The sequence below is a fragment of the Blastomonas sp. RAC04 genome (assembly GCF_001713435.1).
GTDB lineage: Bacteria > Pseudomonadota > Alphaproteobacteria > Sphingomonadales > Sphingomonadaceae > Blastomonas > Blastomonas fulva.
The window spans coordinates 3,408,331-3,421,090 of the sequence record NZ_CP016460.1 but is presented as its reverse complement, the minus strand read 5'-3'; the positions used below and the strand labels follow the sequence as shown (position 1 = coordinate 3,421,090).

Sequence of the window (12,760 nt, the reverse complement as noted above, 5' to 3'; positions counted from 1 at the left end):
AGCGCGAACTGCGCCCGCCGCGCCGAGCCGATCGCTGCCGGTCAGGGCCTGGGCTGGCGCGCGACCAGCCAGCAGCCGGTGACGATCAGGCCTGCGCCTGCCAGCGTTGTCCAGCCGATGGTCTCGTCGAACACCAGCCAGCCGAACAGCGCGCCCCAGATGAACATGGAGTATTCGAGCGGCAGCAGCGCCTGCGCCTCGGCCCGGGCATAGGCCCAGGACAGCAGCAGCAGCGACAGGATGGAGAGCACCGCGGACAGCGCCAGCAACCCCCAGCCGACCGGCGCGGAGAGCAGCTGTTCGCCCGGCAGCGTCCCGACAAAGGGCATCGCCAGCGCCATCCAGAAGCCAATGATCAGGTTCTGCGCGAGCACGATCTCCTGCGGGCTGGTAAGCTGCGCCTGCTGGCGCTGGAGGATGAGGTTCCAGGCATAGAGCACGGCAGACCCGGTGATTGCCGCGATCCCCGACCATTGGGCAACGCCGGTGTCCTGGCCTGCGGCTTGTGCTGCGCCGCCCAGCAGCCCGAGCCTTCCGCTTGCGATGACCGCCACCCCGGCAAACCCCAGTACCGACGCCATGATGGCACCCGAGCCGATGCGCTCCTTGAGCACCACTGCTGCAAGGAACAGCGCGATGATCGGGGCGATGAAGCTGATCGCGACCGCCTCTGCCATCGGCGTGCGCGCCAGTCCCCAGAAGAACAGCACCGCCATGGCCGCAACCACCGTTCCGCGCAGCAGATGCAACCGCAGCACCGCTCCGCGCGGGATGGCAGGGCTGCGCTGGGCGAGGAACAGCGCAAGGGCGAGCACCACGCCGATCATGCAGCGCCAGAACAGCGCGGCGACGACGCCCATGTCGATCGTCACCGTCTTCATCGCGGCATCCATCGCACCAAACAGCAGCATGCCGCCCAAACAGGCGGCGATCGCTACCAGCGGCGCTGCGTTCACCGCGCGGGAAGATGCAGGTCCTGATGCCATGGCAGCGCTGCTATCGACGCCGACGCAGGCGCTGTCCAGCCCCGAGCTTTGCCCGCCGGTCAGCGATCCATGATCGCCAGCGCAGCAGCGGTCGCGTCGCGATAGGCGCTGCCGTCATGGCGGTGCGCGCCGACGAAGTGCATGAACCGGCAGTCTGCATCCCAGGGTTCGGCCCAGTAATTGCCGTAATGGCGATAGGGCAGCAGCACCGGATCGGGATCGTTGGCGACGACGAAGCTCGAGGTCACCTGTTCGCTGCCCCATTCGCGCATCGCTTCGGCGCCGAGCAGGCCGGTCATCTCGCCGGCAAATCGGCGGGCAAGCGCGCGCCCGTCGCCGCCCTTCGAAAAGCCGGCGAACCCGGCACAGCCGCGGATATAGCGCAGCGTCTGCGCATCGCCGATGCGGGCGAGCGCGCGCTCCATGCGCGACTGGATGTGCGCGTCGGCCGATGCGGTGAGATCGGTCGGGGGCACGAACGCGGTGCAGGTCTGCGCGCCGATCTCCCATTCCGGGCCGCCGAGCAGCGTGAAGCTGCGGTTGGCGGTGATCGCGTCGATCACCGCATCGGGGCGCCCCAGGGTGACCGTGTCGCTGTCCAGCTGGATCACATAGTCATCGCCGCGCCGGTCGAGGATCGACAGGAACCGCTCCCACGCGCCGCCGGTCGGGAAGCCGCTGGTATCGACATTGGCGATATCGATGATCTCGGGGTTGCCGCAATGCTGCGCAAGCACGGCGCGGTCGGCTGCGGTCAGCGTGCCGTCGGACAGGATCACCACCCGCCCGCGCCGGACATGGTGCCACAGCGACTTGACCGCGACCAGATAGGGCAACAGCACCGCGGTCCCCATCATCGAGAACAGCACCAGGCCATCATCGGCAGGGATGATCGGCGCGGTACCCAGCACCGGGCGGCAGGCGGCGTCGTGCCGCCAGTTGTCCAGCCGGCTGCGAACGCGGAAGGGCAGAAGATCCATCAACATGGGCACCAGCCGATCGAAAGGGAAACCATCGCCCAGCCTATAGCCTCCATGAGGTTAATGCGACGCAAACAATATCGGCGCATCGCCCGGCTGCCACGGTACCGGGCGGATCATCGCGGCGGCAAACAGATCGGACTGCACCAGGCTTTCAAGCCAGCGCTGCACCCGGGGCAGGTCTTGGGCGGCGAACCAGTCGGCATCTGTGGCGGCGAACTGGCGCACGAACGGGAACAGCGCGATATCGGCCAGCGCGCGCTGGTCCCCGCACAGATAGGGCTGATCGGCCAGCCGCGCCTCCAGCGCTTCCAGATGTTCAAGACCCCCGGCGCGGTGGTCGCCGCTGTCGCCAGGATAGCGCGAGGGGTATTTGTAGCGGTCGAGATGGTGCTTGAACGGACCGTCATTGGCCGCGATCAGCGCGGCGTCATCGCCTGCCAGCCAGTCTTCGGGATCGCGCGCCGCCAGCGCCCAGCGCATGATTTCCAGGCTTTCGGCGATTACCTGCCCGTTGGCCAGCACCAGCACCGGCACCGTGCCCTTGGGCGAGGCATCGAGCATCGCCTGGGGCTTGGCGCGCAGGATGATCTCGCGCAGCTCAACCTCCTGCCCGCTCGCCAGCAGCGCCATCCGCGCGCGCATGGCATAGGGGCAGCGACGGAAGCTGTAGAGGATAGGGAGAGGGGTCATCGGCGCACGCTCACAGCATCACCTACTCCATCGTCACCCCCGCGGACGCGGGGGTCCCGCTTATACTACAACCTGAGCGCACAAGCGGGATTCCCGCGTTCGCGGGAATGACGAAAGACAGTGAACCCTAGCCCGCCAGACGCTCGGAGATTTCGAGCATGGCGATCGCGGCGCGGGCAGCATCGCCGCCCTTGTCCTTTTCGCTCATCTTGGCGCGGGTCAGCGCCTGCGCTTCGTTCTCGACCGTGAGGATGCCGTTGCCGATCGGCATGCCGTCGAGCGTCAGCGCCATGATCGCGCGCGCGCTTTCGTTCGAGACGACCTCGAAGTGATAGGTCTCGCCGCGGATGATCACGCCGATCGCGACATAGCCATCGAAGCGCTGGGTATCCGATGCCATCGCGATCGCGGCGGGGATTTCGAGCGCGCCGGGCACCGTGAGCACCTCGCAGCTGTGCCCGGCCTTCTTGATCGCGGCCTTGGCACCCTCGATCAGCAGGTCGTTGAGATGGTCGTAGAAGCGGGCCTCGACGATGAGGAAATGCGCCATGGTTTCAGTATCCCGTACAAATCACAAAAAGCAAAAAGGAAGGTCAGCCCGCGACCCAGGCGGCAACCTGACCCGCGACGGTGTTGGCTGCCTGGTTGAGCGCTGCGCCGACGCTGACCGCATCGACCGTGGCGACCGGAACGCTCGCCTCGAAGCGCTGCTTGCGCAGCGGGCTGCCGGGCTTGCGGATCACCGCATCATAGCGCACCACGACGGCACGCGCGCCCTCGTCATAGCCGAAGCGCTGCAGCTGGCCCGAAAGCATCATGCCGCGTTCGGAGCCGGTTTCGACCTGATCGAGCACCAGCCGTCCGCTCTTGGCGGCAAGCGTCTCGGCAAGCACGCCGCGGAACAGCCGCGCGGGCTTGTCGGCCCACACCGCATCCTGGACATAGGCGATCGCGCTGTCGCTGACTTGGACCGGTACGCGTACCTGATCGAGCGTGCGCTCGACCGTGGGTACGTCGACGATGATCGCCTCGGTCACCGAAGCCGATGCCATCGATCCTGCGGTCGGCGCTGCGTCCGAGGTCAGGGTAAGCAGCTGCGGCGGAGCCTTGTCGCCAAAGCTGACACAGCCAGCCAGCAGCAGAACGGTCGCCCCGGCGGCGAGAACGGGGCGGAACATCTGGTTCACAAGGCTGGCTCCGGTTGTCGGCATCGCGGTCATGGCTCGCCTTCTCAGTTCTTGGGCTTGTAGTCGGGAAGCGGTGGCCCGCCGAGCAGGCCGGTTGCGCCTTCCTGATCGATCTTCTCGGTGATCGCCGACAGCGCCCTGGCGGTGACGCGCAGATCGCGCACCAGCGCCTCGGTTTCGGGCAGCGTGGTGGTGGAGAACTGGCGCAGGCCTGGCCGTGCCTCTTCCATCGTCTCGGTCAGCTTGGCGAGCGTGCGGTCGGTCTCTGCCAGCGTCTTGGCGAGCTGCTTGGCGAGCGGGCGGCCTTCGGAATCGAGCACATCCTTGGTCGATTGCGCAGTGAGGCCAAGCTGCTCGGCGGCAACGCCTGCCTTGGCGAGCGTCACGCGCAGCTCTGCGAGCGCAGCGCGCATCTGCGGCGCGGTGTCGGACAGTTCGCCCGTCAGGCGGCCCGAATTCTTCAGCAGCACCGAAATCGATTTCTGGTTTTCGTCCGACAGCACCTGGGTGAACCGTTCGGTCAGCGTCGCCAGCCGTTCGAGCAGCAGCGGCGCGTTGTTGAGCAGTTCGCCCAGCGCGCCCGGCTTGGTCGGGATCACCGGAACGCCTTCGGGGCCCGGTTCGGTGAGCGCAGGCGCGCCCTGCTTGGCGCCATCGAGCTGGATTTGCGACACGCCGGTAAAGCCAACGCCCTGAATGGTCGCGGTGGTGCCCTCGAGGATCGGCACTTCGGAGTTCACCTCGATGCGCACGCGCACGAACTGCGGGTCCTTGGCCCACAGCGCGATCTCGGTCACCTGGCCCGATGGCACGCCCGAATAGGCGACGACCGAGCCCTTGGCGATGCCGTCCACCGATGTCTTGAAGAAGATATCGTATTTGTTGCGGTCGGTATCCCCCAGCCCCGCGAGCCAGATGACGAAGGCCGCGATGCCTGCGAGCAGCACCAGGGTGACGGTCCCCACCCAGACATGATTGGCGCGTGTTTCCATGGCGTTGGTTATGCCCCTGATCTTTTGATGCTGTCTACCGACAAAGCGGCGCGGTCGTTCCCCAAGGCGTGTTCCGGCGTCATCGCTTGAACCCCCGGCTCTTGCTCTGGGCGGGATGCCGGTTTTGGCGCCGCTCCTCGTCTGCGTGGCTCACGGCAGCGGCGCGGCCGCGCGGGCCGTTGAAATATTCCTGGATCCACGGGTGGTCGGTCGCGAGCAGCTCGGGGATCGTGCCGATGGCGATCACCTTGCGGTCGGCAAGCACCGCGACCCGGTCGCAGATCTCGTGCAGCGTATCGAGATCGTGCGTGATCAGGAACACGGTGAGGCCCAGCGTGCGCTGCAGTTCCAGCGTCAGCTCGTCGAACCGTGCCGCACCGATCGGGTCGAGGCCGGCGGTCGGCTCGTCGAGAAACAACAGGTCCGGATCGAGCGACAGCGCGCGGGCAAGGCCGGCGCGCTTCTTCATCCCGCCCGAAAGCTCGGACGGGTATTTGTCGGCCGCCTCTTCGGGAAGGCCGCTGAGCGCGATCTTGTACATCGCGATCTCGCGGCGCAGCTTGGAATCGATCTTGGGATAGAATTCCGCCAGCGGCACCATGACGTTTTCGGCCACCGTGAGGGTGGAGAACAAGGCCCCGCCCTGGAACAGCACGCCCCAGCGACTGCGGATCGAGACATCCTCTTCCGCCTCGTCGAGCATGGATTCGCCCAGAACCTCGATCCGCCCCGAATCGGGGGTCTGCAGGCCGATGATCGAGCGCATCAGCACCGATTTGCCGGTGCCCGATCCGCCGACCACGCCCAGAATCTCGCCATGGCGCACATCGAGCGACAGGTCGTCATGCACCACGTCATCGCCAAAGCTGTTGGTCAGCCCGGTGATGCGGATGGCGACATCGCATTCTTTCTGTCGGGCAGCGCTCATCCCCAGCCGATCTCGGTGAAGAACACCGCAAAGAACGCATCGAGCACGATGACCATGAAGATCGCCTGGACGACCGCTGCCGTCGTGCGTGCGCCGACCTCCTCGGCGTTGCCGCGCACCTGCATGCCCTGATAGCAGCCGGCCAGCGCAATGATCAGCCCGAACACCGGCGCCTTGACCATGCCGACATAGAAATCGGTGATCGGCACGACTTCCTGGATGCGCACGATGAAGGTCGCCACCGGGATTTCCAGCACAATCCAGCACAGGAAAGCGCCGCCGACCATCGCGACGATCATCGAATAGAAACCGAGCAGCGGCATCATCAGCACCGCAGCGGCGACGCGCGGCAGCACCAGAGCCTCGACCGGCGACACGCCGATCGTCCGCATCGCGTCGACCTCTTCGGTCAGCTTCATCGTGCCGATCTGCGCGGCAAAGGCGCTGCCCGAACGGCCCGCGACCATGATCGCGGTCATCAGCACGCCCAGCTCGCGGATCGTCAGCCGCCCGACAAGGTTGACGGTGAACACTTCGGCACCGAACTGGCGCAGCTGCACCGCTCCCTGCTGCGCGATGACGATGCCGATGAGGAAGCTCATCAGGCCGACGATGCCCAGCGCCGATGCGCCGACCAGCTCGAAATGGCGGATGATCGCGGCCCAGCGGATGCGGCGCGGATGAACCGCGAGCGACAGCACCGCGCGCACTATCGCGCCGAAAAAGCTCAACATCCCGACCATCGACGTCAGCGCAAGCATCACGCCTTCGCCGATGCCGCCGACCGCGCGGGTGACGATATCGGGGCGAGGCGGAGCGTCGACTTCGCCGACGTCGGACTTGCCGACCGCCTCGACCAGCCTGCCGCCCGATTCGCTCAGATTGACGATTTCACAGTTGTGATCGCGCGCCAGCCGATGCACGATCCACGCTCCGACAGTGTCGATATGCCCGACATCGGCCATGTCGATCAGCGCCGGAGACTGGTCCAGCGACTTGAGCCTTTTGTCGAGCGGACCGATGGTGGCGATATCCAGATCGCCGGTAAAGCGCAGCACCGCGCCGGTGTCGCTACGCTGTTCAACGGAAAAATCGGCCGGGACACCCATATCGGTGGCATCTTTGTGCGATAAAGCGCGCAATCACAAGCATCTTGGCGCACGGCCCGTCGCAGTCTTGCCCGATCAGACAAGCTTACACGGTGTTACAACGGCGCGCTTGTTTCCCGCCGATTTGGCTTTATGGCCTAGCAGCGTGGGGGAACGGCTAGCCTTTTACGACATGGACCGGACGATTACCGTCCATCCGACATATGCGCGCTTCCTGTTGTGGATGGCGTTGCGGCATGACCCCAAGCGGCTGCTGCTGCTGCCGTTCTCCGCGCTGGCAGGGCTTGGCTATCTGCTGCGCATCGTCAGCCGCGATTCCCTCAAGCAGATCAACCAGCGGCTGCTGCTGGGCTCGCTTCGCCTGTCGCGGCTGGCGGCGCCGATGGCGGGGCACGCCGAATTCGTGTTCGCCAAGAACATCCGCCCCGGCGCGATCGAGCAGATCGCAGCGGACCGCGAGGCGGGCTATCGCATCGTCATCGCCACCGCGTCCTACCGGCTTTATGTCGATGCGATCGCCCGGCGGCTGGGGATCGATGATGTCATCGCGACCGATCTCACCGCCTCGCGCGGGCGGGTGCAGCCGCGCATATCCGGGCACAATTGCTACGGCCCGCACAAGGCCGAGATGATCGCGGCGTGGATGGCCGAGCACGGGCTCGACCGTGCCGCCTGCCACATCCGCTGCTATTCCGACCATGTCTCGGACCTGCCGATGCTGGAAATGGCGGACGAGGCGTTTGTCACCAACGCGCATGTCCCGATGCGGCTGGTGGCGCGGGCCAAAGGCTGGCCCGAGCTCGACTGGCCTGCGGGCAACGGCCATCTTGCGGTGGCGCTGCCCACCCTGCCGGGCTAGCGTGGCCCCCGAACCGCGCCGCAGGGGAGCCGCATGAACACCACCGCCCATATCCTGTCCTCAATCGCCGCCGCGCTGCTTGTCTGTGCGCCTGCAGGCGTGCTCGCGCAGCGGGCCGGCAACACGGCAGAGGCCGAGGCGCCCGCTTATCCCGATATCCTGCCGCTGCGCGAACAGGCCAAGGTGCGCGATGGCTGGCTCGCGCAGCGGCTGGAGAGCGTGGTGCCGGCGCTGATGCGCGAACAGGGCGTCGACATGTGGGTTCTGATCGCGCGCGAATATGTCGAGGACCCGGTGGTCGCGACCATGCTCGATGCGCGCTCGATGCACGCGCGGCGGCGAACCATCCTGGTGTTCTTCGATCCGGGCGAAGGCAAGCCGGTCGAGCGGCTGACGGTGAGCCGCTATGGCCTTGCCGGCATGTTCACGCCCGTATGGACGCCCGAAACGCAGCCCGACCAGTGGAAGCGCCTCGCCGAGGTGATCGCCGAGCGCAACCCACAGAAGATCGCGCTCAACATCTCGGACCAGACCGCGCTTGCCGATGGCCTTACCCACAGCCAGCACGAAGAGCTGATCGCCGCGCTGCCCGAAGCGCTGCGCAGCCGCATCGTGCCCGCCGGGCCGCTCGCGATCGGCTGGCTGGAAAGCCGCATCCCGGCCGAGCTGGAAGTCTATCCCTCGATCGTCCGCACCGCGCATGGCATCATCGCCGAGGCGCTGTCCGATGCGGTGATCACGCCGGGCACCACCACTGCCGAGGACGTGCAGTGGTGGATGCGCGACAAGGTCAGCGCGCTGGGGCTCAAGGTCTGGTTCCACCCTTCGCTTGCCATCTTCCGCGCAGGCCAGTCGGGCGAACTGACGGGCGATGCGGTGATCGAGCCCGGCGACATGCTGTGGACCGATTTCGGGATCACCTATCTGGGGCTCAACACCGACACCCAGCACCTGGCCTATGTGCTCAAGCCCGGCGAGAGCGATGCGCCCGACGGTCTCAAGGCGGGGCTCGCCGCCGCCAATGGGGTGCAGGACATCCTGACCGCCGAGTTCCGCGTCGGCCTGACCGGCAACGACCTGCTCGCAGCAACCCGCGCGCGCGCGATCGCTTCGGGCTATCAGCCCAGCATCTATTCGCACCCGATCGGCTTTCATGGCCATGGCGCGGGTCCGGCGATCGGCTTCTGGGACAATCAGGAGGCGACGCCCGCAGGCGACTATCTGGTCCGCGGGAATACCGCCTGGTCGATCGAACTGGCGGTCACCAACAACGTTCCCGAATGGGGCGATCAGGCGGTCTCGTTCCGCACCGAGGAGGACATGGTCTTCGACGGCGAGCAGGTGCGCTATCTGGATGGACGGCAGGACAGGTTCCACCTGATCAAGGGCGCTGCGGACCGGCCTGTGGAGGTGCCAGCACCCGCGCCCGAAGCCCTGCCTACCGAGCCGGTGGTGGATGGGGTGCAGGAGTAACCTGCCCACATACGCTCATCCTGAGCCTCTCGAAGGACCCGCGCCCACGCCGGCCGAATAGCGGGGCCTTCGACAAGCTCAGGCTGAGCGGATTTAGATCGATCGGGTCTGATATCCGCTATTGATGCTCGCGTCCGAAGTCGGGCTTTGCATCATCCTGGCCCTGCTCGATGATCGAGCGACGGATGGTGCGGGTGCGGGTGAAGAGTTCTTCGAGCTCGTCGCCCTTGTCCCAGCGGATCGCGCGTTGCAGCGCCGAGAGGTCCTCGGAGAAGCGCTGGAGCATTTCGAGCACCGCGTCCTTGTTCGACAGGAACACGTCGCGCCACATTACCGGATCGCTGGCGGCGATGCGGGTGAAGTCGCGAAAGCCGCCTGCCGAATATTTGATCACCTCGCTCTGCGTCACGCCCTCCAGATCGCTGGCGGTGCCGACGATGGTGTAGGCGATAAGGTGCGGCAGATGGCTGGTCACCGCGAGCACCAGATCGTGATGCGCCGCGTCCATCGTCTCGACATTCGCCCCCAGCGCCTGCCAGAAGCCCGCGACGCGCGCACACGCGCCTTCGTCCGCGTCGGCATCTGGCGTCAGGATGCACCAGCGCCCCTTGAACAGGCTGGCGAACCCCGCTTCCGGCCCGCTGTTCTCGGTCCCCGCCACCGGGTGCGCGGGCACGATGATCGCGTTGGGCAGCGCGCCGCGCAGCGCGGTGAGCACGCTCGCCTTGCACGAGCCGACATCGGAGATGATCGCCTGCGCGGACAGATGAGGTGCCATCGCCTCGGCAGCAGCAGCCATCGCGCCGACCGGCACGCACAGGATGACCATCTCGGCCTCGGCCAGCTCCGCTCCGAACGCGCTGTGATAGCTGTCGCACAGCCCGATCGCCTCGGCGCGCGCGCAGACTTCGGCGTTGCGGTCATAGCCCAGGATGCGCGTTTCGGGCAGGCTCTGGCGGATCGCGCGCGTGATCGACGATCCGATCAGCCCAAGACCGACGATGGCAACGGCGGCGAAAGGAGCGCTCATGCGCTGACCAGATCGCGCAGCACGGCGGCGATGGCGCGCATGTCCGCCTCCTGCCCGATGGTGATCCGCAGCGCATGGCCAAGCCCCTGCCCCTTTGGCCAGCGCACGATATAGCCCGCCTGCATCAGCGCATTGAACGCGGTCTCGGCGCTGACCGCGCCTTCGAACAACACCAGCAGAAAGTTGGCGTGGCTGGGGATGACGGTAAGCCCGTGATTGCCCAGCTGCGCGATCTCGTCCGCCAGCCACTGCCGCCAGCGGGTGTTGTGAGCGCGCGACCGCGCCACGAAGTCCTGATCGCCCAGCGCTGCCAGCGCTGCGGCCTGCCCGCCAAGCGTGACGTTGAACGGGCCGCGGATGCGGTTGAGCGTGTCGATGATCGCCTGCGCCCCGAAGCCCCAGCCGATGCGGTCTCCGGCCAGGCCATAGATCTTGGAAAAGGTCCGCGTCACCAGCACGTTGTCGTGGTTGCGGGACAGTTCCAGACCCAGATCATCCTCTTCGGGCGACAGATATTCGGCATAGGCCTGGTCGAGCACCAGCAGCACGTGCGACGGCAGCGCCGCGTGCAGCCGCGCGATTTCGCCGCGCGAGGTCAGCGTGCCCGTGGGGTTGTTGGGGTTGGCGAGATACACCACGCGGGTCGCATCGGTGATGCAGGCGAGCAGCGCGTCGACATCGGTCGCATAAAAGTTGTCTGGCGCAACTACCGGGGTCGCGCCGCAACGCCGGGCGGCGATGTCATAGACCGAAAATCCGTAGCGGACATGGACGACCTCGTCCCCCGGCCCGCAATAGGCCTGCGCGGCCAGGTTAAGCAATTCGTCCGATCCGGTGCCGCACACCACCCGCGCGGGGTCCAGCCCGTGCAGCATAGCGATCGCCTGGCGCAGCGCGGTGCTGTCGGGATCGGGATAGAGCGAGGGGTGCTGCGCCGCGCCTGCCGCGCGCGCTGCCAGCGCCGCCGGGCTGGTGCCCAGCGGGTTCTCGTTAGCGGACAGCTTGACCAAAGGAACACCGTCATCCCCTGTCGATTTTCCGGGGACATAGGCGTGGATCGCCTGGATCCAATCTTTGGGCTGGGGAAGTCGGGTCATGGCCCGCGCGCATAGCGTGAGTCGTCCAGGATGGGAAGCGTCGAGCGTGGCTGCAGGACCTCGCCCGAGCCGACACCCCCTCGCTGTGGCTGCAACTGGGGGCCAATTCCTTCAAAAGATTGCCAAATTACCCCCCCGTTACAAGCCATGTAACGCTCGCCCCTACGCCCAACCCAAAGCCATGTTAACTTTGGACAATTTCGGGACGGACGCGCATTAGCGGGTTGCCCCCAGTTTGAGGCTGGGTTAAGGCTTTCACCAAGGTCGCCCTTGGATAGCAGAAGCGCAAGAACCGCTATGCTGTCCGTTACTCGGTTCAGGGTAATGCGGCCCCAGCCAAATTCCCCGCATCCGCAATGCTTAAAGGGGGTGACTTTGGCGACGCGCAACAATCGCACGAAACAGGTTTTTCTGGGCTCTGCCATGGTGGCAGGGCTGTTCGGCGCGACCGCGGGCCATGCCCAGCAGATCAACGTCCCTTCTCCCCCCACCCGCGAGGAAATCGAGCGCCCCGTGCAGCAGCGCGCCGACCGGCCCGCACGGCTGACCGTCGAAGGCGATATCGAGCGCGCACCCTGCCCGCTGGCCGACCCTGCCTATGCCAATGTCCGCCTGACGCTGACCGAGGCCCGGTTCAACAACCTGGGGCCCGTCGCTCCGGCCGAGCTGCGCCCGCTGTATGAGCCCTATATCGGCACCGAGCAGCCGGTCGCGGTTCTGTGCGAAATCCGCGACGCGGTCGCCACCAAGCTGCGCCGCGATGGCTATATCGCCGCAGTGCAGGTTCCCACCCAGCGCATCGACAACGGCATCGTCCAGTTCGAGGTGCTCTACGCCAAGCTGACATCGATCCGCGTGCGCGGCGATGCCGGCAATGGCGAGAAGCTGGTCGCAGGGTATCTCGAGCGGTTGACCGAAGGCACCGTGTTCAACCAGCGGCTGGCCGAGCGCTATCTGCTGCTCGCGCGTGACCTGCCAGGATACGACATCCGGCTCACCCTGGTGCCTGCGGGCACCGGCCCCGGCGAGCTGATCGGCGACGTCACGGTGCGGCGCACGCCGTATGAAGTCGACCTCAACGTCCAGAACCTCGCCGCGCGCGACGCAGGGCCCTATGGCGCGCAGCTGCGCGCGCAGTTCTATGGCCTCACGGGCATGGGCGATCGCACCTATATCTCGGCCTATTCGACGCTCGACTTCGACGAGCAGCAGATCGTCCAGGCGGGGCACGAATTCCGGGTCGGCAAGGAAGGCCTGACGCTGGGCGGGCGATTCACTTATGCCTGGACCAAGCCGCAGCTCAACCTGCCCGCAGGCGTTGGTGCGACGATCGATGCGACGACTTTGCTCGCCAGCATCGAGGCGCGCTATCCGCTGCTGCGCACCTAGGCTGCATCGCTCTACAGCACCATCGGCCTGGATTACG

Annotated in this window: 13 protein-coding genes; 3 read left to right on the top strand and 10 right to left on the bottom strand. The window is 66.3% G+C overall.

The window, feature by feature from the left end; all coding sequences use genetic code 11:
- Positions 1 to 41 precede the first annotated feature (41 nt).
- The 8 genes from BSY18_RS16935 to BSY18_RS16900 all read right to left on the bottom strand — a co-directional run bounded on the left by BSY18_RS16935 (position 42) and on the right by BSY18_RS16900 (position 6,875).
- Positions 42 to 986, bottom strand: coding sequence for a DMT family transporter (locus BSY18_RS16935; protein WP_082382487.1), 945 nt, complete (start codon positions 984 to 986; stop codon positions 42 to 44).
- A 59-nt stretch (positions 987 to 1,045) separates the two neighbouring features.
- Entirely contained in the window at positions 1,046 to 1,966 is a 921-nt protein-coding gene (locus BSY18_RS16930) for a hypothetical protein (RefSeq protein ID WP_150126317.1), read from the bottom strand.
- A gap of 60 nt (positions 1,967 to 2,026) precedes the next feature.
- Positions 2,027 to 2,659 carry a glutathione S-transferase gene (locus BSY18_RS16925; RefSeq protein ID WP_069051266.1) on the bottom strand — a complete coding sequence of 211 codons (633 nt, stop codon included), beginning with the start codon at positions 2,657 to 2,659 and terminating at the stop codon, positions 2,027 to 2,029.
- Between the two features lie 127 nt (positions 2,660 to 2,786).
- The gene (gene ribH, locus BSY18_RS16920; RefSeq protein ID WP_054136455.1) at positions 2,787 to 3,209 is read right to left on the bottom strand and encodes a 6,7-dimethyl-8-ribityllumazine synthase; all 423 of its coding nucleotides are present in this window, start codon (positions 3,207 to 3,209) and stop codon (positions 2,787 to 2,789) included.
- 43 nt (positions 3,210 to 3,252) lie between these two features.
- On the bottom strand, positions 3,253 to 3,879 hold the full coding sequence (locus BSY18_RS16915; protein WP_236823395.1) for an ABC-type transport auxiliary lipoprotein family protein: 627 nt from the start codon (positions 3,877 to 3,879) through the stop codon (positions 3,253 to 3,255).
- Positions 3,880 to 3,890: 11 nt separating this feature from the next.
- Positions 3,891 to 4,838, bottom strand: coding sequence for an MlaD family protein (locus tag BSY18_RS16910; RefSeq protein ID WP_054136456.1), 948 nt, complete (start codon positions 4,836 to 4,838; stop codon positions 3,891 to 3,893).
- Between the two features lie 79 nt (positions 4,839 to 4,917).
- The gene (locus tag BSY18_RS16905; RefSeq protein WP_054136457.1) at positions 4,918 to 5,766 is read right to left on the bottom strand and encodes an ABC transporter ATP-binding protein; all 849 of its coding nucleotides are present in this window, start codon (positions 5,764 to 5,766) and stop codon (positions 4,918 to 4,920) included.
- On the bottom strand, positions 5,763 to 6,875 hold the full coding sequence (locus BSY18_RS16900; RefSeq protein WP_069051265.1) for an ABC transporter permease: 1,113 nt from the start codon (positions 6,873 to 6,875) through the stop codon (positions 5,763 to 5,765). Before BSY18_RS16900 ends, BSY18_RS16905 begins: the two co-directional genes overlap by 4 nt.
- A gap of 145 nt (positions 6,876 to 7,020) precedes the next feature.
- Here BSY18_RS16900 and BSY18_RS16895 point away from each other — a divergent pair, with 145 nt between their 5' ends.
- Together BSY18_RS16895 and BSY18_RS16890 are read left to right on the top strand one after the other, a co-directional pair.
- A complete protein-coding gene (locus BSY18_RS16895) occupies positions 7,021 to 7,734 on the top strand; it encodes an HAD family hydrolase (protein ID WP_257785050.1) in 714 nt (237 codons plus the stop codon).
- 33 nt (positions 7,735 to 7,767) lie between these two features.
- Positions 7,768 to 9,207, top strand: coding sequence for a M24 family metallopeptidase (locus BSY18_RS16890; protein ID WP_069051263.1), 1,440 nt, complete (start codon positions 7,768 to 7,770; stop codon positions 9,205 to 9,207).
- Positions 9,208 to 9,325: 118 nt separating this feature from the next.
- On the opposite strand, the gene BSY18_RS16885 is transcribed toward BSY18_RS16890, so the two are convergent.
- Together BSY18_RS16885 and hisC are read right to left on the bottom strand one after the other, a co-directional pair.
- Positions 9,326 to 10,237, bottom strand: coding sequence for a prephenate/arogenate dehydrogenase family protein (locus BSY18_RS16885; protein ID WP_069051262.1), 912 nt, complete (start codon positions 10,235 to 10,237; stop codon positions 9,326 to 9,328).
- Positions 10,234 to 11,334 carry a histidinol-phosphate transaminase gene (hisC, locus tag BSY18_RS16880; protein ID WP_069051261.1) on the bottom strand — a complete coding sequence of 367 codons (1,101 nt, stop codon included), beginning with the start codon at positions 11,332 to 11,334 and terminating at the stop codon, positions 10,234 to 10,236. The genes BSY18_RS16885 and hisC overlap by 4 nt, the downstream gene beginning before the upstream one ends.
- Before the next feature lie 375 nt (positions 11,335 to 11,709).
- Between hisC and BSY18_RS21080 the strand changes: the two genes are divergently transcribed.
- Complete coding sequence (locus BSY18_RS21080) at positions 11,710 to 12,723, top strand: ShlB/FhaC/HecB family hemolysin secretion/activation protein (RefSeq protein WP_171900263.1); 1,014 nt, start codon at positions 11,710 to 11,712, stop codon at positions 12,721 to 12,723.
- The last annotated feature ends 37 nt before the right edge of the window (positions 12,724 to 12,760 follow it).

Coding starts and splice junctions, on each gene's coding strand:
- ribH (WP_054136455.1), bottom strand. CDS start 3,209: ATGGCGCATTTCCTCATCGTCGAGGCCCGCTTCTACGACCATCTCAAC.
- BSY18_RS16925 (WP_069051266.1), bottom strand. CDS start 2,659: ATGACCCCTCTCCCTATCCTCTACAGCTTCCGTCGCTGCCCCTATGCC.
- BSY18_RS16885 (WP_069051262.1), bottom strand. CDS start 10,237: ATGAGCGCTCCTTTCGCCGCCGTTGCCATCGTCGGTCTTGGGCTGATC.
- BSY18_RS16910 (WP_054136456.1), bottom strand. CDS start 4,838: ATGGAAACACGCGCCAATCATGTCTGGGTGGGGACCGTCACCCTGGTG.
- BSY18_RS16935 (WP_082382487.1), bottom strand. CDS start 986: ATGGCATCAGGACCTGCATCTTCCCGCGCGGTGAACGCAGCGCCGCTG.
- BSY18_RS16900 (WP_069051265.1), bottom strand. CDS start 6,875: ATGGGTGTCCCGGCCGATTTTTCCGTTGAACAGCGTAGCGACACCGGC.
- BSY18_RS16915 (WP_236823395.1), bottom strand. CDS start 3,879: ATGACCGCGATGCCGACAACCGGAGCCAGCCTTGTGAACCAGATGTTC.
- BSY18_RS16930 (WP_150126317.1), bottom strand. CDS start 1,966: ATGGATCTTCTGCCCTTCCGCGTTCGCAGCCGGCTGGACAACTGGCGG.
- hisC (WP_069051261.1), bottom strand. CDS start 11,334: ATGACCCGACTTCCCCAGCCCAAAGATTGGATCCAGGCGATCCACGCC.
- BSY18_RS16905 (WP_054136457.1), bottom strand. CDS start 5,766: ATGAGCGCTGCCCGACAGAAAGAATGCGATGTCGCCATCCGCATCACC.
- BSY18_RS16890 (WP_069051263.1), top strand. CDS start 7,768: ATGAACACCACCGCCCATATCCTGTCCTCAATCGCCGCCGCGCTGCTT.